Origin of the sequence: Paenibacillus sp. HGF5 (genome assembly GCF_000204455.1) — a bacterium.
In the GTDB taxonomy this organism is placed as follows: domain Bacteria; phylum Bacillota; class Bacilli; order Paenibacillales; family Paenibacillaceae; genus Paenibacillus_AQ; species Paenibacillus_AQ lautus_A.
Genome location: NZ_AEXS01000160.1, coordinates 16,705 through 38,065 on the forward strand (window position 1 = coordinate 16,705; position 21,361 = coordinate 38,065).

The window sequence follows — 21,361 nt, forward strand, 5'->3', positions numbered from 1 at the left end:
TAAGCTACAGCTTTTTGATCTCGGACAACGGCCAGAAAATAAATTCGGCCCTGCCCACGATGTCGCTTTCCTTCACGCTGCCGAACATGCGGCTGTCCTTGCTCTTTCCGAGGTGGCGGTTATCCCCCATAACAAAATACCTTCCCGCTTCCAGGGTAACGGGCTCAAAGCCAGGATCCTCGATCGGGACATCGGTATACCCTTCCTCTTGGGCCACGCCATTCACGTAGAGCTTCTGATCCTTTACCTCAATGGTATCCCCGGGTACGCCGACGACACGCTTAACAAGAAACTCCTTCTTGTCCGGGCCGTCGCTCGGATCCTTAAGCACAATGACGTCGCCGTGGCTCGGTTCCGAAAAGCGATAGACCACTTTATTAATAAAGAGCCGCTCCGATGCCACCAGCGTCGGCTGCATGGATTCGCCCTTAACCATAGACAGGTTAAACACAAACATATTTAGAAGCACCATAATAACAAATGCAATCGCAATCGTCTTTACCCAATCCCACAGCTCGGCGGCCCAGCCGTTCTTCTTGGCCGGTTGATTCTGAGGCCCGTTGTTCTCGCCATGCTCAGTCGAATCCGGAGGAATCACTTGTCCCATGCTACACCTACTTTACTTCGATTTCACCTTCGAGCATCGAGGGTGGCACCTTCAAAAACAGGTACATTAATAGAAAAGCATATCTCCCACCCATTTGCAACGGCTGAAAGATATGCTTCATATCGAAAAAATGTCGTTTCTTATCTCTGTCGAAGCTTAAGGCCGCCGTTTTGCGCTGCTCGTATGTACCGCTGTAGTCGCTGCAGCTATTGACCAAGGATACTGAGCTTCTGGAACGACCGCAGGATTTGGCTGGCACCGTATCCCATGGCTTCATAAAATGGCATGGCTGCGGCGTTGTGCTCATCTCCGGCTACCATGATCCGACTGACTTTCCGTGATTGAAAACGCTGTTCCATCGCTGATATCAAGGCTTTGCCAATCCCTTTCCTGCGATAGTCGGGATGAATGGCGATGCGGTAATAACAGCCATGATTGCGCTCGATCGTACCGATTAAGGCACCAACGATTTCACCGTTTTCTTCTGCCACCATAATCAGATCGGAGTCCCAAGCGAGCTGCCTGGAGAAAGGCTCCATCGTGTTTTCGTAGCATTCTTCCGATAAAGCAATCTGTAATAGCTCGGTTACGGGGTTACAGTCACTCAACTGAAAGGAACGAACATGCATTTCAAAATCTCCCTTTTCGTTAGCATGATGCGGTTTACCCGGTTTACAAAGATCTAGTATTCCGTTAACGCAAACCTGACATTTAAGTTTACTACAAAAAACCCGAAAATCCTGTTTCCTTGTCCATTAAACCACATCTTTCTCGTAAATTCACGAGTTTTCTTCTGAAAGCGCTTTATATGAAGCGTTTTCATTATTTTTGATGGATAAAATTCCATATTTTTGTTGAATGATCGATTCGTTTCCTGCCGTTAAACCATTAGCTCACGGTAAAAATCGCCCCATTAATTACCAATGAGTTTACATCATTGTCTCTATTTATTTTTGAAATCACCGGGCTACCTTTCCTGTGGCGATACATGCTGTAATGAGGGAGCTTGATGAAAAAAAACAGCGCTCCCCCGGCCATGTGCCTTTGGAGGAACGCTGCTTTCGTACATCCATGTTTACTGAAGAACGACGGTATCTCCCGCTTTCAGCCCTGACAAAACCTCGATTTTATCAAGCGTCTGCATCCCCGTCTCAATATCCTGCCGCTCGATCTGGCCGCCTCCCTTGTCCACCATGACATAAGAGCTATCTCCCTCCGTCATGACGGCCAGCTTGGGAACGACAACCGCCTTGTTCTTCCGTTTGGTCACGATCTCTCCGTTCAGCGTCAATCCGCCGATCAAGCGATCGTTCTTCGGCAGCGAGATGATGACCTTGAACTGCGGCGTCTGGGACGTCTGCTTCTCCTGAGCCGTCGCCTCGGCGAATTTGGCCACTTCCAGCACCTTGCCCTTTAGCTTCAAATCCTTGATGGACGGCAGCTTGACCTCTACCGCCATGTCCGGCTGAATGCTGAAGATGTCGTTTTCCCCGACGTATGCCACTAACCGCAGGGAATCCAGGTCGACGATTTTGCCGATATACTGGTTAGCCGTCACCGATTGCGGCCGCTGCTGGGTCGGGTCGAACAGGAACAGGCCTGCTGCCGGAGATACGTATGTCGATTGCCTCAGCCTGTCATTCAAATCGGCAAGCGTTTGGCGTTCGATATCGTTGTTCACCTCGTCCAGCTGACTGCTCAGCCGCGCATTTTCCTGGTCTGCCAGCATTTTCAGGCGCTCCGCCTCCGTTGCGCCTACAGGCGCGTTGTCGAGATCCTGATTCAGCGTAAACTCCTTCAGCTCCTGCTCCAGCTTCCGCTTCTGCAGCTCCGCCTCCTTCTGCTGGAGCTGCTGGCGAATCGCCTTTTGCTCCAATTTGAAAAGGGCGTCGCCTTTTTTGATCTGCTGGCCGTTCTCGACGTTCCAGGACTCCACCTTCGCTTCAAAAGGGGCGTATACGTTCGTTTCCTTTCCGTATTCGGACGTTCCCTTGACCTGCACGGTCGATAGAATCGTTTCCTCTGTTACGGGGAATGAGATGACCTGCGGCTCTTCCATCATGGGAATCTCAGGCTCCTTGGGTTTCACCTGCCCATATCCCCAATATCCCACCAGACCCAGCACAGCAGCGATAACCGTCCATTTTATGATTTTTTTTATCATACCGATTTAGCTTCCTTTCCGAAACTCATGATCCTAATCCCGCTTGATGGCCAGCAGCGCATTCGTTCTTGCTGCGCTGATCGCCGGGTAAATCCCCGAGAATATGCCCGTCATGACGGCGAAAGCAATGCCGATCGGCAGCGTCTCCGGTGTAACGGCGATCTGCAGTCCCGACATGCCTGCCGAAGCCATGATGAATGAATTAAGCCCTTTGATGATCAAATACGCGAATACGATGCCAAGCAACCCGCCAAGCAAACCGAGCAGGCTGGCCTCTACGATGAACATGTTCCGGATTTGCGGCATATTCGCTCCCAGAACCTTCATGATGCCGATTTGCCGGCGGCGCTGATGCGTCGACATCGTCATGGCGACGATGATCGAAATCGAGGCCAGCAACAGGATAAATACGCCAATGCCGAGAGCGATCGCCTTGAAGGTGTCCAATTGGGATGCAACCTGATCCCGCATGGCCAGATTGTCGCTCGCATTCAGCGCAAGCTTGGAGATCAGGTCCTCGAGCGGTTTAATATATTGCAGATCCTCCACTTTGACCGTTAGATTATCGTAAACCCGCTGTTTCGAAGTTGGCCCTTTTTGCAGATTTAAGCTGTCCGTCAGCCAATCTGCCGTGTCAAAGGATATGTAGGCCTGACGGTCATAGAATGCAAACTGGGCATCCCGCCCCTTGGGCACATCCAGCACGCCCCCGACGTAGAGCTGCGGGCTGAGCAATTTCTTGTCGTTGTCCATCTGCTCCAGCTGTACGTTCTTTCCGATCATTTCCGAAACGGTGCTCTCATACTTCTGGAACTCTTCCCATAGCTGCGGATTGTTGGGATCGGAATTCATCATATTGTTCAATCTTTCGCTCGTCTCCGCGTCCTTCCATCCGGTTGTCGCTCCGTAATTCAGCACCACGGCACCGATCTGCTCCAGCGGGCCGCCTTCCTTGAACCGGTTCCCCTGCTCTTGAAGCTTGGACAGGTCCACGGCCACGATGTTGATGCCTTCATGGATCAGGTTGTCGGACGAAATGGTCCGGAAATAACCGAGCTGCTTGGTGGCTACAACGGATTTGACGTGATTGAAGCCCTGAATGACCTGAACCTTATCATCCGTAAGCAATCCCCGTTCTCCTCCCGCCGATTGGCCGCCGCCTTCCCCTGGCCCGCCTGTGCTCTGGGGAGTCACCGTAATCTCGTCAAGTTTCATGCCGCCTATGATTTCCGTCTCCAAATAACTCTGGGCTCCGTTGCCGATGCTGATCGCTACGATAATAGCCGCACATCCGATCGAGATGCCGGTCATGCACAGGGCCGTTACCACTTTACGGCGTTTGATCTGTCCCCATGCCAGCCGTATGCTGTCTAAAAATCTCAGCTGACCTCACCTGCCTCCTCCGAATGAACCAGAACCCCGGACAGGGGCGAAGGGGCGCTCGGCCCCCGCTGCCCTCCCGTGGAAGTCGCGTAGTTCTCCGGCTGAACCAAATAACCGTCGCGGAGCATAATCGTTTTTTTCATTTGGGCGGCGACTTCCATCTCATGGGTAACGATGACAAACGTCGTTTTCATGGACTCGTTCAGCGACATCATGATTCGGATAATTTCCTCTTCCGTTTTGGTGTCCAGGTTGCCCGTCGGCTCGTCCGCAAAAATGACGGAAGGCTCGGTAATCAACGAGCGGGCAATACTGACGCGCTGCTGCTGTCCGCCGGACAGCTGGGACGGGTACAGCGAAGCCTTATCGCCGATCCCCGTCATCTCCAGAAGCTCCATCGCTTTCTTGCGGCGCTTGGACGGAGAGACGGATTGAAAAACAAGCGGAAGCTCCACGTTCTCCCGAACCGTGAGTGTCGGAATCAATTCGTAAGCCTGAAAAATAAATCCGATATGCTTGCGCCGAAAAACGGCAAGCTTGTTTTCCCCGTATTTGACTATATCCTGATCCGCAATATAAATATGGCCTTCGGTCGGTTTCATCAGCCCGGCCATCAGGTTGAGCAGCGTGGACTTGCCCGATCCGGAGCTGCCGAGCAGCGCAATCATCTCGCCCTTCTGGACTTCGAACTGGATGTTATGAAGCACCTTTAACACTTCGTTGCCGTTCTTAAAGCTGTGCGATACATTTTCCAAACGCAGCATGTTCGCTATTCCTTTCCGGTTCTTAGTCTATCTCTCCTCGTTCGGGTCCAGAAGGGGCTGGAACGTCAGGTTGTAGCTTTGGCTGCCCAGCGTGATCCGCTCGTTCTGGAATTCGTCCACAAGGGTCAAGTTAAACCAGCCGCCGCGGAGCTTTTTGTACTGCTCGTCCGTCAGCTCCATCGATATCGACCGGGTGCCCGGCACTTGGATATCGGTGCCTGGCGTAAGCGTCCGCTCCTGTGTTTGTCCGAGGCTGTCCTTGATGATTAGTATCAGCTTGCGGCCGGAATCCGCGGCCGCAATGCTCTCGCTGCGTTTCACATCCAACGTGGCATTAAGCGATATGGTGGAACTGCCCTCCTGTAAATGTCCAGCCGCTTTCGTGACCGAAACGCTGTAAGGATACCAATCGAGCTGCGTCAGGCCGGAGCTTGCCGCAGGTCTGGCCGGATTCAGCATTAATTTTTTCACGCCCAGCACACCCGTAGCGTCCTTGCCCGTTTCCGCAAGCTTGCCTCCGGACATCGCCGTGCCGAGAGCCAGGCCCAATTCGCTGGCAGCCCCTTTCGGCACTCGGGCCCAAAAGACGATCGACTGCCTGGATCCCGGCTGAAGGGCCGCTTCCGGCTGAATGGTCTCCGCTTCATAAATCCTGCCGTCCGTGCTTTGGAAGTACCCCTTCAGCACTGCGGCTTGAACGCGGCGCTGTTCATTGCTGGTCAGCACGAACTCCGAATAGACGATATCGGAGTCTGCTCCTTCATAGATGACCGTCCGCCGTTCTTGTGCCTCCGCACGTTTACCCGCAGCCGTGACCGTATAGGGCTTCCCTTTCTCCAGAACGCCGATCGACTGCATCATCCCGGACGTGGTCATGGTCAGGAACGACGTTTTGGCCGCCTCCTGTTGCGTAAACAGCTCGAAACGGAGCGAACGGATATCCTTCGTATACGGGATTCGCGCCATGACGTACACCTCGGTTGATGCCCCCGGCGCTATCAGGGAGCCCTGCTCCTCGGCGATGACCTCCGGGCCGGCCAAGCCTGTTTTTTCATCCGCCGTGACGTTCGCTTTAAGATCAGGCAGCGGCAGCGATTTGGATTCCTGGGTATTCCGCAGCCGCAGCTTCGCCACGATCAGGTCCTGGTCCTGCCACGGCAGGCGCTGGATGGATTCCAGCGTGTACGCAAAGCCTTTGGCCGACTGCGCGCCGTATTCCACGCCGATGGATGACTTGCGTTCCGTTTGGTACGGGATGGCAAAGTATGCAATCGGCAGGGTCAACGGCTCCTGAACCTCGGAGGTCGGCTCGCTGCCCGACTCACCCGGATTCGCGGGCGGTTTGGATGCGCCGGCCGTGCCTGATGCCCCGATCATTTGCAGCTTCAGCCGGTCCTGCTTGAGATCAAGCGGAAGCGTGATTTCCATCACCATCGTTTTCTCTTCCCCGGGGCGGAGCGTCAAGCCCGTTTTGCCGTCCGGCGTATAAGGATGGAAGGAGCCTTCGGACGCTTTAATCGCGAACTCGTAGGCCGGAACCTCCACCGATTTTTTTCCTTTGTTCTTGAAGGCCATCTCGATGGTCCATATGCCCTGTCCGCCGGAGGCACGCAGCGAAGACTGGCGGATTCTGACATCGACCGGAATCCCCCGGATGGTCAACTTCTTGGCTTCGCCCGCCTTGACGTCCCACTTCGGAGCAGTTGCAGCCGGCAGCTTGAATGAGGCGACAGGCAGTGACAGCTTCAGCGTGTCATCGTTTTCGGTCCATAAGAAACGCAGGCCGGCCGTCTTCAGGTAAGAGGGAACTTCCGTTATGTAGTAAACCAGTTTCTTTTCTTTCGGCTGGACTGGCACCCCCTCCGCCCCCGCCTCATGACGCAGAGGGAACGAGTTGCCGCTTGCCGTTACCAAATGCGGCTCGAATCCCCGATCGTTCCATACCTTGCCGCCATGATTGGTCATATACATCCCGACTTTGGCGATGACTTTGCCGTCGTACTTGATGATCTCCAGCGATTCCGCCTGTACGGTAACCGGCGTTCCGCCCAGCTTCAGCTTGGTGCTTGAGCCCGTTGGGACGGCAGCGGAATAATTGGCGGGCATTCTGTACGTTCCGACGCGCTGCAGGTAGCCTTTGACCTGCGGATTCCATACGTCCATGACCAGCTTCATGCCGGCCAAAGAGCTGCTGTCGGTCTTTGCATAGTAGGTGACGCTCACGCTTTGCCCGGGCTCTACCTTCTTCTTGGCCAGGTCCTTGGAAATGGGATTGGCCGCGCTCACGGAACCGCCGGGAAGGACCACCTTGGGAAAATAAGATACCAGGCGCGCTGCGCTCTTGCCCCCATTTTTATAAGTCAGGGTAAATACCGCCGCATGCGACCCGTTTTGCTGCCATACGTCGGCATGGTCGAGCTTCGCCGTGACGTTGCTGCCCAGCTTCACGCTCCAGGCCAAATTTGCATTTTTTTGCGCGGCCGACTTCGCGATCTGCGATGTCTCCGTCTTAGATGCAGCAGCTTCCACTTGCGGTGCCGCAGCCAGAATCGCAGCCATCAAAATGGCCGTCACTCTGAACTTTGTACTATTCATGTTACGACTCCTTTCTACCTCGATCTATCCCTTTCATGCTCCATCTATAAGTACAGATTTCTTCAAGGCTATATATATAACGACAACTTTCCCAGGAAAGTTTTTCATCATTTTCCATTGCGGCGAAACAACATTCTTTAGCCCTTAAATCGGCTCTCGCGGACTTTTCAAACATAAAAGTTGATTTAATCACCCAAAACGGTTTAATATATGTAGTGTAGCCGGATTACATATTCCATTGCTCCGGGATGATAAAGACTTCCTGATGAAGGAAGGCCTTTCATCATAACCAAAAACTAAATTTACAGGAGGTTTTTACTATGGCATTTCAATTACCAGCACTTCCTTACGCAAACGACGCGCTCGAGCCTCACATCGACGCACAAACGATGGAGATCCACCATGATCGCCACCATAATACCTACGTAACCAACCTGAACGCTGCTCTTGAGAACGCTCCTGAGCTTCAAGGCAAATCCCTTGAGGATCTGATCGGCAACCTTGATGCCGTACCGGAAAGCATCCGCACAGCGGTTCGCAACAACGGCGGCGGCCATGCTAACCACTCCCTGTTCTGGGAAGTAATCGGACCAAACGGCGGCGGACAACCAACCGGTGCTTTGGCTGATGCCATCAACAGCGAGCTCGGCGGCTTCGATAAATTCAAGGAAGATTTCGCCAAAGCGGCTACAACTCGTTTCGGCAGCGGCTGGGCTTGGCTCGTTGTTAAAGACGGCAAACTGGCAGTAACCAGCACTCCTAACCAAGACAGCCCGATCATGGAAGGTCAAACTCCTCTCCTCGGCCTGGACGTTTGGGAGCATGCTTACTACCTGAAATATCAAAACAAACGCCCGGACTACATCTCCGCATTCTGGAATGTAGTCAACTGGGAAGAAGTCGGCAAGCGTTACGACAACGCGAAGTAATATCGCCTGACTACAACCGATCTCATATCACAAAAAAGGCTGCTTTCCGCCGTAGACCCTGTCTATCGCGAAAGCAGCCTTTTCATATTCATAATTCCCCTAAGCATCGTTTGCCGCTGCCGCAGGGCCGGATTCATAGTAGCGCGCTTTAGACGGCGAGTAGATGACCGCCAGCAGCATGACCGAGGACAGTACCGCTGCGCCTGCCCCGATCAGGCATACGGCCTGCAGCGACGAGGCATCGGCGGCAAAACCGAGCAGGAGCGTGAAGAGAATCTGCAGCATCCCTTCCAGCAGTCGGGTCACGCTCGTAAAGCGTCCCATGAGGTCAACGGGTACCTGGTTTTGAAAAAAGGTGGTATAGCCCGCGTTGGCATACGAAGAGAAGAAACCAAACACGATAAAACCGATTACGGCCGTCATGAGACCCGATGCGGCATAGAAGATCATATAGCCGATGCTCGACAGGAGCATCCCTGCGCCGATAAACATACGCAGCGACAGCCTTTTAACGGATAAAGACGCAGCCATCGAGCCTGCCAGATACCCTGCTCCCGCAACGCTGACCAGCAATCCGTAATCCTCGTCGCCGAGGAGCAGCACCTGCTTAATGAACGTGGCCTCCTGGGAATCGAGCGCAAAACCGAGCAGCGTGGCGGATTGAAACAGCACGTATACGAGCATAAAATACTTCGCGGCCTTTCCGAAATCGATCACCGCGGCCCAGTCCCGCAGCAGCATCCTCATCGTCATGGCCTCCCGCTTGCTGCCTGCCGCCTCCTCTCCATCCACATCGGGAAGGAAGTAGATGACAAGCGCACAGATCAGGAAGGATACCGCATTGATGACGATGCTGACCCGAATATCCGTGTAAGCGATCAATAGGCCGGATATGGCGGGTCCAAGCAGCACCGCGCCGGAAGTCGTAAAGCTGGACCATGCGTTGAACCGCTTTCGTTCCTCAGCCGGAATCAGCTTCGTTACGTACGTCATGGACGTAGGCCCGAAGAAAGAGCCCGCCACGTTAATCAGAAACATGATGCCATAGATGCCCCACACCGAGGACATGAAGGGAATCAGGGCGATCAAAGCCCCCCGGATCACATCGGTGATGATCATCAGCCTGCGCTTGTTCGCCCTGTCGATGATGCTGCCCGCCCAGGAGTTGGTCAACAGGGTAGCGAGCGGCCGGATGATGAACAATCCGGCCACTGCCGCGGGAGACCCCGTCATGTGGAGCACGAGCAAATTGATGGCAACCAGATAGATCCAGTTCCCGAGATTGGAGATCCCGATGCCAAAAATGTACAACAACGCATTCTTCCAACTATGCAAAGGCTTCACGACTCCTTACAAACCTCTCCTGCATTACCTAATGAACAAGGCAAAAGCGGCTTCAAGATGAGAAATAGGCATTCAGAATCCGGATGAATACATTGGGAAATGCGTAGCGCTCCATATCCTGAACGTGAATCCACCGGAAATTCTCTTCGCCCGTCTCATATGCAGCCGCGCTTTCCGCTGCTTGCAGGGCTGCCGGCGGCACATCCTGCCACTTACAGCGGTATACGCCCATATTCCATTGAATATGGCTAAAGGTATGCTCCGCGTCCATCACATGGCCGATCGGCTGGACCGGGACCCCTTCTTCCAGCAAGGCATCGCGCAAGCGGACCATCGCCGTCTCCTCGGGCATTGCGGCCGGTACGCTGCTCCCATCGGCCGGTACGATCACATGCGGCAGCTCCCACATCCCGGCCAATAAACCGGCGGCTGGACGCTTGCGGATCAGGATCTTTCCTTCGTGCACGCCGGTACCCTCTACTATCGCGGTAAGACGGTATTCAGGACGCGGCGGCTTGGCCTTCGTTTTAATAGGAAGCGATTCCTCTTTGCCCTCCAGCCGGGCCGAACAATGCTCCATGACCGGACATACCAGGCATTTGGGCGACTTCGGCGTACAGATCAAGGCTCCCAGCTCCATCAGCGCCTGGGTGAAATCCGAGGCCCGTCCATCCGGAACCAGCGTCAGCACAAGCTCCTCCATCTTGGTACGGGTTTTCACTTTCATGATATCTTCCTCGATCAAAAAATAACGGGAAAGCACGCGCATCACGTTGCCGTCCACGGCCGCGGCCGGAATGTTGAACGCGATGCTGCGAATGGCGCCCGAGGTATAGGGACCTATCCCTTTCAGACCCGACACTTCGTCTTTGCCGCTGGGCATCACGCCATCGTACTGCTCGGTCACTTGTCTAGCGGCAGCCTGTAGGTTGCGTGCGCGGGAATAATAGCCCAGACCCTCCCAGCATTTCAATACATCGTCCTCCGGCGCGTCCGCAAGCGATTGGATCGTCGGAAACCGCTCGATAAACCGATGGAAATACGGGATCACCGTGTCTACCCGGGTCTGCTGCAGCATAATTTCAGATACCCATATATAATAAGGATCGCGATGCCTGCGCCATGGCAGATCCCGTTTATTGATTTCATACCAATCCAGCAGCTCTAGGCTGAAGTATCGTTTGTGTTCCGTGTTATGCATCTATACGTAATCTCCTCCGTCTTCCTTACTTGATCTTCTCCACCACGGCGAAAGCGGAAGCCAGCGTGGCCTGATGGGAAATCGTCAAATGAATCGCATAATGGGCGGGGCCCCCCAAGCCCAGACGGTCCCAGGCTTCCTTGGACAGACTGGCTTCCGGCCTGCCGAGAGCACCCGGCATTACTTCCATGTCATGGAATCCGATCAGGCGGCCGATTCCGCAGCCAAATGCCTTGGATATCGCCTCCTTGGCAGCAAAACGCCCGGCAACAAACTCCGTCCGTCTTGCCCCCTTCTTAGCGGCAACGGCCTGCTCTTGCTGCGTAAGCACGCGCTGCATGAACTTCTCTCCATGCGGGCCTGTCATCAACGTCTCCATTCGCTTCATGTCCAGCACATCATGCCCGATTCCGTAGATCACAATCGTCTGCTCCCCTTCGTTGATCCAGTCTTCCTGTTCCAAAAAATAAACACTCCTACTTATTGTAGCAGTCGATGTCCGCCAACGCGAGACTACGGTGTTACAACAGCATGAATTAATTACATTTGTTGTATTTCAAATTTTATCCATATAAACTGAACAAAACAGCATATAGATCGAAGGAGGAATCATGTTTTGGGTACATTAATTTATCACGTTGCCGTTTCGCTTGACTATTTTATCGCAGATCAGGCCATGATGGAGGGAAGAATCGATCAGACCCTTTTTTTATTCGATGGGGAACATGTTCCGGACTTTCTAGCGGAAATCCAGGACTATGAGGCGGTCCTCATGGGCGGAAAAACGTATGCGTTTGGTTTTAAGATGGGGGCTAAGCCGGGGGAGCCAGGTTACAAAGGTCTTAAGCATTATATATTCTCACGTTCGTTAGAATTCGAATCCAACGATGAGGTTGAATTGATCAAGGAGGACGCCACCCCCTTCATCCGTCATCTCAAAGAGCAGGCAGACGGCAAGCTGTGGCTGTGCGGCGGCGGAGAATTGGCAGGAAGCCTGCTCCAGCATAAACTAATCGATCAGCTGGTTTTAAAAATTAATCCAGTGATGGTTGGTGACGGTGTTCCGTTATTCGGGAGTGTAAAACCCAGGTTGAAGTTCGATTTGATCGATATGAAGCAATATGCCAACGGCGTTCTCAAACCGACCTACAACATAATATATACCTAGTCTCTCATAAAAAATATAAAGCCTTCCGGGGATGGATGATCCTCCGAAAGGCTTGTTTCGCTTGGGGTATGGTTATGTTAGATGCCTGGAATCGTATTGCGCTTGTGCGCCGTTTTGACGTAATAGCTCTCAAGCTTCTGCTGAACCTCGGGATTGATCGTTTTGCCTTCCAGATAGTCGCTGTTATCATCATAGCTGATTCCGAGCTCTTTCTCGTCCGTCTGTCCTTCCCAAAGTCCGGCAGAAGGCGCTTTGTCCAGAATCGATTGCGGTACCCCCAAATAGGATGCAAGCATGCGAACCTGACGCTTGTTCAGGGAACTCAGCGGCGTAATGTCCACTGCGCCGTCCCCCCACTTGGTATAGAAGCCGGTAATCGCCTCGGATGCATGGTCCGTGCCGACAACAATCAAATTCTGCTCGAATGCCAACGCATATTGTACCACCATACGCACTCTGGCCTTCACGTTGCCTTTGCCGGGGATACTCATATGTTGATGGACGCCGATATTCTTCAGGCCATGCTCCACTTCCAAAGCAACCTCGTTCACCGCCTCCTCGATATTGGTCTCGACGGTATATTTCAAATCGAAGGCCTTCGCCGTTGCGTAGCTGTCGGAAATATCGGCCTGTTCGCCGTATGGCTGGAACACCCCGAGCGTCTTGTATTCCTTGCCGTTCTCCTCCGTGAGCTCGTCTGTAGCCCGCTTGCACAGGCCGGCGGCCACGGCCGAATCGATCCCGCCGCTAATGGCGATCAGCAGTCCGGAAGTGCCGGAGTTCTTCACGTAGTTTTTCAGGAAATCCACGCGTTTGCGTACCTCTTCCTCCACGTTAATCGTAGGTTTGACACCCAGTTCAGCGATAATTTGTTCTTGCAGGCTCATGATAGATGACTCCTTTCAGTATGTTCTCTCTAACCTAAGTACTTCATTCATACAACAAAAGCCCCGCGGCTTCGGAATATGCCGAATGCTTCGGGGCCTATGTAACTGCCGAATTACTGGCAGTAGCGATTGAATGCGTCGGTCAAATCTGCGGCGATTTCCTCGGCGGAACGGTTCTCCACTTGATGACGCTCAATAAAGTGCACCAATTCCCCGTCCTTCAGCAGCGCAATCGATGGGGAGGATGGAGGATACGGAGCAAAATACTCACGGGCTTTCGCCGTTGCTTCCTTATCCTGTCCGGCGAACACGGTATACAAATGATCCGGCTTCACCTGGTTCTCAAGCGCAATGGCTACACCAGGACGTGCTTGCCCTGCTGCGCATCCGCATACGGAGTTTACAACGACCAGCGTTGTGCCTTTCGCCTCCGGAAGCACTTCTTCCACCTCTTCAGGTGTTGTGAGCTCCTTGATTCCCAAACTGGTCAGTTCATCCCGCATCGGTTGAACCATATCGCGCATATATCGGTCAAAAGACATACCCATAACTGCTTCACTCCTTATATAAACAAGATTGTTCGAATTATAACAGCTCATCGATATCTATATTATACAATCCTAAAGAGTGAAAGCAAGAAAATACAAAACGAGCAGCATCACAAAATGGGATACCGCCCGTCTTCTTGCTTCATTCATCATACTAGGTAGCAGGATAGTTTACCCCGTCCTTTTTCTTGTCAACGATGGGCTCGCCACGGCGATCTTTGTTTTCACGCTCCTGCCGCTCCTGTTGCTTGGAATCGTTCTTACTCATCCGAATCCCTCCTTTACCCTGAGCTCTGCCTTATGATGCGTAAATAACAGACCGTTTATTCGGAAGCGGCAGCGCTCTGGGATTCCGACAGGCCGTGCGGGTACGAGCGGACAGGAAAAGAAATGATGAACACCGTACCCTTGCCTAGGTGGGATTTTACGTCTATCGTTCCATGATGACGCTGTATAATGCTCATGCACAGGGCGAGTCCAAGCCCCGTCCCCTTGCTCTTCGTGGTAAAGAAAGGTTCAAACAAGCGCTCCAGCTCATTCTCCGGTATGCCGATTCCGGTATCTGCCACATACAGCTGGGCGAGGTCCCCTTCCAGCCGGGTTTCGATCGTCAGCGTCCCCTTGTCATCCATGGCCTCCATCCCATTGCGGCACAAGTTCAGAATGAGCTGCTTCATCTCCTTGGCATTCAGATACAGTTCGGGAATGCCGGTTCCCAGTTTCAGCTCGATGTTCTGTCCGCGCAAATTAGCGTCCGCCCACAAGAGCGGGCTGAGCTCATGGATAATGTCATGAAGGTGGCATTCTTCTTTCTCGGCTGCCCGGTTCTGGGCCAGGGACAAAAAGTCGCTGATGATGCCATTGGCCCGATCGAGCTCTTCCATGACGATCCGGTAATAATGATCCAGCGTATCCGGACTCTTCTCTTTCATAAGCTGCAGGAATCCGCGCACGACAGCCATCGGGTTGCGAATCTCGTGGGTGATGCTTGCCGCCATTTGGCCGACCAAGCTTAACCGTTCTACATTAATAAATTCCGTGCGGAGCTTCTCAAGCTCCGTAATGTCTTCCATAATGCCTACCGCACCCATGATGTCGCCGTTCCCATTATGTATAAGCGGATAAATGCCGGTAGAGTACACTCTAGTAGCGCTGCGCATAACTTCTCCGGTGCTTTCGACACCGTTTATGGCTCTCTGAAATCGGCTGCGCAGATGTTCCTTTTGAATCATGCCCTCCAACAAGTCGAACAACGGCCTGCCGATGACATCCTTGGTGGTCAGATTGGGAAACACGTTTCGAAAGCTGCGGATAAGCGGTTGATTAAAGGCGATGATATTGCCGCTGCGATCCACCGCAACCATCCCTAAAGGAATCATCTCCATCATTTTCGTTAATGAAGCAATCTCTCCGTCCTTCACGTCGTACTGGCCCGAAGCCAGACGCCCAGAGGTTAATTCGATCCAATACACGATCAGTCCCGAATAAAAAATGCCGATCAGCATATACAGAATGGTCACCAGAATCGTGTCCGGATTCAGATCGTCATTCCTAGCCTTTCCTTCCATCGCGTGGCAGGCTACAATAATCAGCATAGCCGGAACGAGCGCGCTCCAGAGCCAATAAATCTTTTCGGTCATGGAGCCTTTCTTGAAATTGGAGGATACCCTAGGTAATAGCGAGTATCCCAAGACAAGCAAATTCAGAACGAGGCCGGTCGTTGACCAGCCGTTAATCAGCCCATGGCTTATGACATAAATTACTGCAAGACATAGCCCTGAACTCCTGCTTCCATATAATATGCCTAAAAATAACGGGATCACGCCAAGATGGATCGGAACGTAATAATCGCTCATTGCAGAAATCAAGACGCACAATACAGTGCTGATTCCGCTGGCAATGACAATATGCTTGCGAAATCGAAGCAGATCATCCGGATTCTTCTTGTTCAGGCACTTTAGATGTCTGTCGAGGAGAAGCGGCAGATGAAAGATGAGTGTACCAGACAGCAAAACTTGCAGCAAAATATCTTTCCATAGGCTCAGCACAGTGATCCATCACCTCAATTGGACAACGCATCTAATATTTCTGATTAAAGCACAGGCGACATCATATTACAATATCTTGTAAATTCCTGCAGCGGCGACGGAGTCCTCCGTCTTATGTCCTATTCATGAGGTTTGGGATAATTCGTGAATATCCTATATAATAAGATCCATCTATTAATTGATATACCCCCAAAGGAGCTATGAGCAAACATGCTTGATTATGATATTATCGTCGTCGGCGGCGGACCTTCCGGATTGATGTCCTGCGTGGCTGCAGGGGAAAGAGGAGCTTCCGTTCTCTTGATCGACAAAGGGGACAAGCTGGGCCGAAAGCTTGGCATCTCGGGCGGCGGAAGATGCAATGTCACGAATGCCAAAGAACAGGATGAATTGATTGCCAACATCCCGGGGAACGGACGCTTTTTATACAGCGCTTTTCAGCATTGGAACAACAGGGATATCATGACCTTCTTCGAGGGGCTTGGCATCCGGTTGAAAGAGGAAGACAACGGGCGCATGTTCCCTGTTACGGACAAAGCCTCCAGCGTGGTGAATGCCCTGATCGGCAAAGTGAAGGAGCTCGGTACCGATATACGGACGAATAGCCCGGTGAACCGCGTTCTCTATGAGAACGGCCGGACGTCCGGGGTCGAGCTGAAATCCGGGGAAGTGATCCAATCTTCCTGCGTGATCATTGCCACCGGCGGGCAATCCGTGCCCCAGACCGGTTCGACGGGAGACGGTTACCCATGGGCTGAAGCCGCAGGCCATACGATAACGGAGCTGTATCCGACCGAAGTGCCTATCGTGTCTACCGAGCCTTTTATTGCCTCTAAAGAGCTGCAGGGCTTGTCACTGCGGGAGGTGGAGCTGTCCGTCTGGAATCCGAAAGGAAAAAAAGTGATTGCCCACCGGGGAGATATGCTGTTTACCCATTTCGGGGTGTCCGGACCGATCGCGCTTCGCTGCAGTCAGTTCATCCGCCAGGTGCAGCGGAAATTCGATGTCGTCAACGTGGACATGGCCATCGACATGTTCCCCGAGCGCTCTCAAACGGAGCTTGCGGCCGAGCTCAAAGGGCGATTGGAGGATGAGCCGCGAAAGAGCATCAAGAACGTGCTTAAGGGCATACTGCCGGAACGGATGATCCCGCTGCTGTTATCCAAATCGTCCATCGATAGCGACATGATCTGCAGCGGCATATCCAAAGCCGCGCAGGAAAACCTGGCCTCCGTTCTTAAAAAGTTCACGTTCCGCGCTTCAGGCACCCGTTCGCTGAAGGAGGCCTTCGTGACGGGCGGCGGCGTCAGCCTCAAGGAAATCCAGCCCAAAAGCATGGAATCGAAGCTGATGCCCGGCCTCTTCTTCTGCGGCGAGGTTATGGATATACATGGATACACCGGCGGCTACAACATCACGGCCGCCTTTGCGACCGGATATACGGCAGGCAAGCATGCCGCCGAGTCCGTATCGCACATAGCCGATTAAAAAAGCGCGCCGGAATGCCCTGTGTTATGGGATCATTCCGGCGCGCTTTGATTATTCCTGAGGTTGGCGTTTCTCCTCCTTGTATACCGGCCAAGACATGAGCGATGGCGCGACCATGAGAGCAAGCACGGTCAATGCAAGCACGGCGAGCCATCCCGTTACGCCCTGAAAAAGCGTTAATCCTGCCACGAGCGAATAAAGAAATGCGGGAACGGCGAGCAAAGCTCGTACCGCAACAATGCCGGCGGCTCGATGCTGTTGATTCGTAAACGGAAGCACATGCATGAATTCGGCTTTGGCAAACAACGCCCATCTTGTGTTCAGCCAATACGACATCATCAAGACAAGGGCAGCATAAACGATGATTTTGATGATCAGCGGCGGCAGCCAGACGGCCGGGATGCCGACCAGCGTAATCTGAACGTACAATAACAAGCTCTCAGGTTGGCGCAAAATCGCTTTAAGCCCCGCATCGGCGAGCCTTTTCTCTGCCGTGCCTTTGAACAATCGGCCGGACTTCCGCATAAACCAGGTTTTGCTTCGTATGCTGGGCGGTTTCCCGACGGCTTGAACCAGCAGCTTCTCCGTCAGCTGCACCCGAGTCTTTGCATCCTCGCGCGCATCGGCCAGGAAGGTCCCCTGCATGGCCAGACGCTTTCGGCTGAGAAAAAAAAGCAGCATGAGCAGAAGCAAGACCGCCGCCCATATAACAACATAGGAATGAAGCCAAAACGTAACAAGCAGCGTCAGCAATCCGAATGATAGCCAGCGTACAACATACGTCATCAGATGCTTCCGCCATCCTTTATAACGGGAACGGATCATGGCCGTCCATAGATTGGCGCACCAGGCGCAAACGACTGTAACTGCCAGTAATGTCATCAGGGCAGTTCCGGTAATTTCATGTTCCCTGACGAGAATCGGCAGCGCAAGCACCGAGATGATCAATCCCTTGATCGTTGAAACCGCATGACTGTACGCCATGCCTCCGATCATTAATCCCTTCATCCATTCCCGCTTCTGGCGAAGAAACAACGTGTCGGCCTCTTCAAAGAATAGCAGCACTCTGCCGGAAAACATGAAGAGCAGGATCCCTACCACCGCTTGCAGCGGCAGGAAGTGTACCCATCCGGGAAGCGGGCTCGTCCATAACTCGCGGTATAACCCGCCTCCCAAGAGAAGGCCCGGGACAATAATGTAGAGCATTACGACCCAGTCGACCACGGTCGCCAGATTGTCGCGCTGATTCTTCCAATGAGCGGTCACCCTTCGCCATAAGAGGGCGGCCGGATGTCTGAAGTGATGTGATCGTTCCATATCCATCATCCCCCTATGTCAGCGCATCGAAGCAGTCAAACAACGATGCGCCGGGAAGTTCAGCGGACTGCCGGATTTGGTCCAGCGTGCCCTCCGAGGCAATCCGCCCTCCGGATATGAGCACAAATCGATCGCAAATTTTTTCCGCGGTGTCCAGCACATGGGTAGACATCAATACACCTGCGCCACGGCGCCTCTCCTCGAGCAGCAAATTCAGGAAGTCGCGCGTTGCCCGGGGATCCAAACCGATAAACGGCTCGTCCACGATATAAACGTCGGGTTTGGAGAGAAAGCCGATCATCAGCATCATCTTCTGCTTCATTCCTTTGGAGAAGCCTCCCGGCAGTTCATGGCGTACCGACTCCATGCCGAACTGCCGAAGCAGTTGGGCGGCCTGCTCCTCAAATTGCTGATCGTCCATTCCAAAAGCAGCAGCTGCCAGATCCAAATGCTCCCACAGCGTCAAGTCCTCGTAAAACACGGGCTGCTCGGGAACGTAAGCATATCGCGGAGGGTTGCCCGCAATATAGACATCGGCTTTGCTATCTTTTAGAAGCCCCAGCACCGTCTTAATGGTCGTGCTCTTCCCCGCTCCGTTCGGTCCGATCAAACCCAGAAGCTCGCCGGGCACCACTTGAAACGATATATCCCGTATGCGCGGGCGGCTTGGCTCGTATCCTGCCTCCTGAATATCCACCTTCAGCACCGGTTCAGGCTCAAGTCCATTCTCTTGAATCTTATGCATCCTAACACCCCATCCGTTGTCTCTATTCCCAGTATTACGCAGCAGGGCAGGGATTCGTTGCATTTAGCGAAACATTCTTGCATTCTATCGTAGTCGTTTCAGTTTCAGTGACCCTATGGATACCTTTCCCTGCTGCAGCGGCATCATCCTTCCTTTCGATTCTGCCTTTGTACGGCAGCAGCGGTTTGAACCCAACGGAATCTGCGGTTTGTGCTTGTTTCATGTCCCCCACCCTTTTCTTCCCATTTGAATTTCATTATAGGATCGACGCACGGAGGGCGTATCGGGCTGGAGGCGTCGTGGCTGCCGGAGCCGGAGAATGAAAAATGTTTCGTCTGCATTGTGACAAATCACATGTTGCATTTGTATATTTCAGCGTAATCTTAGATTTGAAGTAATTCAGGACATGAGTCCATACCAAAGGCGGGAGAATGTATGAAGGTGTCACATGAACGCGATACACAGCTTGCGATGCACCTGTATCGGGTGTTTGCCAAGTCATTCAAGAGCGTCAACGAACATGTCGTGAATGGCAGTAAAATCGAAGGCTTTAATCCAACCTCTTTTGCCGTAATGGAAGTACTGTTCTATAAAGGCCGCCAGCCCATCCAGCAGATCGGGGCACAACTGCTCCTGCAGAGCGGAAACGTAACTTACGTGGTCGATAAGCTGGTTGAAAAAGGCTACGTGCGCCGCAGACCCTGTCCCGAGGACAGACGAGTGATCTATGCCGAGCTGACTCCGTCCGGAGAGCAATTGATGCAGAAGCTGTACCCGCTGCATGAACAACACATCCAGCATGCCTTGGGGGGATTGGACGAGGAAGAGAAGCGCCAGCTGATCGGACTGCTGGGCAAAATGGGAAAACATGCGGAACTGGTGCAGATCGTACGCCAGCAGGGCTGAAAAGCAAAGAGAAGAACCCTTCCTCCTTCTCGGGAACAGGGTTCTTCTTGCTCAATGTACTGGTTAGAAACGCTCAGTCTTTAAAGCCTTCCAAGGCAATGGTCGGCTTCCCGTCCGCCTGCCAGGCTCCCTTGTTGTATCCCGCATTGTAGCCCGGTGTGGCTTCAGGCTCCCAGTAGAACACACCCAGCCCGGTACCTCCCGCTAAGCCTCTCACGTTGGTCTTGATGCTCTGGATAAAGCTCTTGGCTGCCGCCGGCTGATTGTAATCCATGCCGATTTCGCTGATCATGATGCTTTTTCCATATCTGGCGGTCATGTCTTTGGCATTGGCTATCGTCTGATCGACCTTCGATGACCAATCGCCCGCTTCCGGGTACAGCGACATGCCGATAATATCGAAGTTCGCGCCGTTGCTGATCAAGCCGCCAATATTCCACTTGAACAATTCATTGTCGTAGCCATTCGATAAATGAACGATCGTCTTGGCCTGGCTGTTGACGGACTTCACCGCGTTATGCCCCGTATTGACGAGCCATGCGTAATTCTTCATGTTCACTGAGGCCTTGCCGTCCTCCCACAGCATTCCGTTGTTGGTTTCGTTGCCGACCTGTACCCAATCCGGAGTCACGCCTTTGTTCTTCATGGTGTTCATCACATAGACGGTATGGGAATAGACCGCATCCATCAGCTGCTGAAAAGAAAAATTACGCCAAGCATAGGGCTTGTTCTGCTGTCCCGGGTCCGCCCAAGAATCGCTGTAATGGAGCGTAAGCATAATGCTCATGCCTTTATTCTTGGCACGCTGGGCCAGATCGGCGGCTTTTTCCGCATTCAGATAACCGTTCAGTAATCATTCATGTTGGGATTGACCCAGACACGGATCCTTGCCGAATTGATCTGGTAATCGTTCTTCAGAATGTCCAGAATATCGCGCTGAACCCCTGTCTTGTCCTTCCACTTATACCCTTGAGCTTCCATACCGGGAACCCAGCTGATGTCCGCTCCTTTTGCAAAGGCAGGCGCCGCCTCGGCGGCGCCGTTACCCGAAAAGCCAAACGTTAACGCAAGCATTGACACGCAAAGAAACAACCTGCACCAAACTCCTTTCGCGACTCCAGTCATTACGATACCTCCTTGGTTTTTCGTTCACTGCGCAAGTGACACTCTAATTGTAAGCGTTTTCCATATGAAGCCACAGGGCATAATGCCAACATTTCCGGTTCTTTTCCAAGCAAAATGAACCCGGGCGCAAGGGCCGAAATGT

General features: G+C 52.9%; 19 protein-coding genes and 1 pseudogene. 4 read left to right on the top strand and 16 right to left on the bottom strand.

Going from position 1 to position 21,361, the window contains the following annotated elements; all coding sequences use genetic code 11:
- Positions 1-4: 4 nt before the first annotated feature.
- The 6 genes from lepB to HMPREF9412_RS26345 form a co-directional block, all read right to left on the bottom strand.
- Positions 5-607: a signal peptidase I gene (gene lepB / locus HMPREF9412_RS26315; protein ID WP_009594926.1), complete on the bottom strand. Its 603-nt coding sequence runs from the start codon at positions 605-607 to the stop codon at positions 5-7.
- 206 nt (positions 608-813) lie between these two features.
- Entirely contained in the window at positions 814-1,236 is a 423-nt protein-coding gene (locus HMPREF9412_RS26325) for a GNAT family N-acetyltransferase (RefSeq protein WP_012819018.1), read from the bottom strand.
- A gap of 446 nt (positions 1,237-1,682) precedes the next feature.
- The gene (locus HMPREF9412_RS26330; RefSeq protein WP_009594868.1) at positions 1,683-2,771 is read right to left on the bottom strand and encodes an efflux RND transporter periplasmic adaptor subunit; all 1,089 of its coding nucleotides are present in this window, start codon (positions 2,769-2,771) and stop codon (positions 1,683-1,685) included.
- Positions 2,772-2,804: 33 nt separating this feature from the next.
- Positions 2,805-4,100: an ABC transporter permease gene (locus HMPREF9412_RS26335; RefSeq protein ID WP_009594873.1), complete on the bottom strand. Its 1,296-nt coding sequence runs from the start codon at positions 4,098-4,100 to the stop codon at positions 2,805-2,807.
- Between the two features lie 50 nt (positions 4,101-4,150).
- Positions 4,151-4,918, bottom strand: coding sequence for an ABC transporter ATP-binding protein (locus HMPREF9412_RS26340; protein WP_009594875.1), 768 nt, complete (start codon positions 4,916-4,918; stop codon positions 4,151-4,153).
- Between the two features lie 27 nt (positions 4,919-4,945).
- Positions 4,946-7,513 (bottom strand): hypothetical protein, encoded by a 2,568-nt coding sequence (locus HMPREF9412_RS26345; RefSeq protein WP_009594937.1) that lies wholly within the window; start codon positions 7,511-7,513, stop codon positions 4,946-4,948.
- Positions 7,514-7,833: 320 nt separating this feature from the next.
- Here HMPREF9412_RS26345 and HMPREF9412_RS26350 point away from each other — a divergent pair, with 320 nt between their 5' ends.
- Positions 7,834-8,442, top strand: coding sequence for a superoxide dismutase (locus tag HMPREF9412_RS26350; protein WP_009594941.1), 609 nt, complete (start codon positions 7,834-7,836; stop codon positions 8,440-8,442).
- A 99-nt stretch (positions 8,443-8,541) separates the two neighbouring features.
- On the opposite strand, the gene HMPREF9412_RS26355 is transcribed toward HMPREF9412_RS26350, so the two are convergent.
- The 3 genes from HMPREF9412_RS26355 to acpS form a co-directional block, all read right to left on the bottom strand.
- Entirely contained in the window at positions 8,542-9,777 is a 1,236-nt protein-coding gene (locus HMPREF9412_RS26355; protein ID WP_009594924.1) for an MFS transporter, read from the bottom strand.
- Between the two features lie 61 nt (positions 9,778-9,838).
- The gene (mutY, locus tag HMPREF9412_RS26360) at positions 9,839-10,987 is read right to left on the bottom strand and encodes an A/G-specific adenine glycosylase (protein ID WP_009594861.1); all 1,149 of its coding nucleotides are present in this window, start codon (positions 10,985-10,987) and stop codon (positions 9,839-9,841) included.
- A 25-nt stretch (positions 10,988-11,012) separates the two neighbouring features.
- Positions 11,013-11,408 carry a holo-ACP synthase gene (acpS, locus tag HMPREF9412_RS26365; RefSeq protein ID WP_036673691.1) on the bottom strand — a complete coding sequence of 132 codons (396 nt, stop codon included), beginning with the start codon at positions 11,406-11,408 and terminating at the stop codon, positions 11,013-11,015.
- A 195-nt stretch (positions 11,409-11,603) separates the two neighbouring features.
- On the opposite strand from acpS, the gene HMPREF9412_RS26370 reads away from it, so the two are divergent.
- Positions 11,604-12,155, top strand: a complete 552-nt coding sequence (locus HMPREF9412_RS26370; RefSeq protein ID WP_009594901.1) for a dihydrofolate reductase family protein — start codon at positions 11,604-11,606, stop codon at positions 12,153-12,155.
- Between the two features lie 77 nt (positions 12,156-12,232).
- Here the strand turns inward: HMPREF9412_RS26370 and nadE are convergent, their stop codons facing one another.
- The 3 genes from nadE to HMPREF9412_RS26385 all read right to left on the bottom strand — a co-directional run bounded on the left by nadE (position 12,233) and on the right by HMPREF9412_RS26385 (position 15,638).
- Positions 12,233-13,042, bottom strand: coding sequence for an ammonia-dependent NAD(+) synthetase (gene nadE, locus HMPREF9412_RS26375; protein WP_009594931.1), 810 nt, complete (start codon positions 13,040-13,042; stop codon positions 12,233-12,235).
- A 113-nt stretch (positions 13,043-13,155) separates the two neighbouring features.
- On the bottom strand, positions 13,156-13,590 hold the full coding sequence (locus tag HMPREF9412_RS26380; RefSeq protein ID WP_009594942.1) for a BrxA/BrxB family bacilliredoxin: 435 nt from the start codon (positions 13,588-13,590) through the stop codon (positions 13,156-13,158).
- Positions 13,591-13,913: 323 nt separating this feature from the next.
- Positions 13,914-15,638: a two-component system sensor histidine kinase NtrB gene (locus tag HMPREF9412_RS26385; RefSeq protein WP_009594865.1), complete on the bottom strand. Its 1,725-nt coding sequence runs from the start codon at positions 15,636-15,638 to the stop codon at positions 13,914-13,916.
- A 210-nt stretch (positions 15,639-15,848) separates the two neighbouring features.
- Here HMPREF9412_RS26385 and HMPREF9412_RS26390 point away from each other — a divergent pair, with 210 nt between their 5' ends.
- Positions 15,849-17,126: an NAD(P)/FAD-dependent oxidoreductase gene (locus HMPREF9412_RS26390; protein ID WP_009594864.1), complete on the top strand. Its 1,278-nt coding sequence runs from the start codon at positions 15,849-15,851 to the stop codon at positions 17,124-17,126.
- A gap of 51 nt (positions 17,127-17,177) precedes the next feature.
- On the opposite strand, the gene HMPREF9412_RS26395 is transcribed toward HMPREF9412_RS26390, so the two are convergent.
- The 3 genes from HMPREF9412_RS26395 to HMPREF9412_RS26405 are packed head-to-tail and all read right to left on the bottom strand — an operon-like array spanning position 17,178 to position 19,411.
- Positions 17,178-18,443 carry an ABC transporter permease gene (locus HMPREF9412_RS26395; RefSeq protein WP_036673670.1) on the bottom strand — a complete coding sequence of 422 codons (1,266 nt, stop codon included), beginning with the start codon at positions 18,441-18,443 and terminating at the stop codon, positions 17,178-17,180.
- Between the two features lie 13 nt (positions 18,444-18,456).
- On the bottom strand, positions 18,457-19,188 hold the full coding sequence (locus HMPREF9412_RS26400) for an ABC transporter ATP-binding protein (protein WP_009594934.1): 732 nt from the start codon (positions 19,186-19,188) through the stop codon (positions 18,457-18,459).
- A 34-nt stretch (positions 19,189-19,222) separates the two neighbouring features.
- Positions 19,223-19,411, bottom strand: coding sequence for a hypothetical protein (locus HMPREF9412_RS26405; protein ID WP_009594888.1), 189 nt, complete (start codon positions 19,409-19,411; stop codon positions 19,223-19,225).
- Positions 19,412-19,623: 212 nt separating this feature from the next.
- Between HMPREF9412_RS26405 and HMPREF9412_RS26410 the strand changes: the two genes are divergently transcribed.
- Entirely contained in the window at positions 19,624-20,094 is a 471-nt protein-coding gene (locus tag HMPREF9412_RS26410; RefSeq protein ID WP_009594890.1) for a MarR family winged helix-turn-helix transcriptional regulator, read from the top strand.
- A gap of 73 nt (positions 20,095-20,167) precedes the next feature.
- Here the strand turns inward: HMPREF9412_RS26410 and HMPREF9412_RS26415 are convergent.
- Positions 20,168-21,219: pseudogene (locus tag HMPREF9412_RS26415) on the bottom strand (glycoside hydrolase family 53 protein).
- Positions 21,220-21,361: the final 142 nt, after the last annotated feature.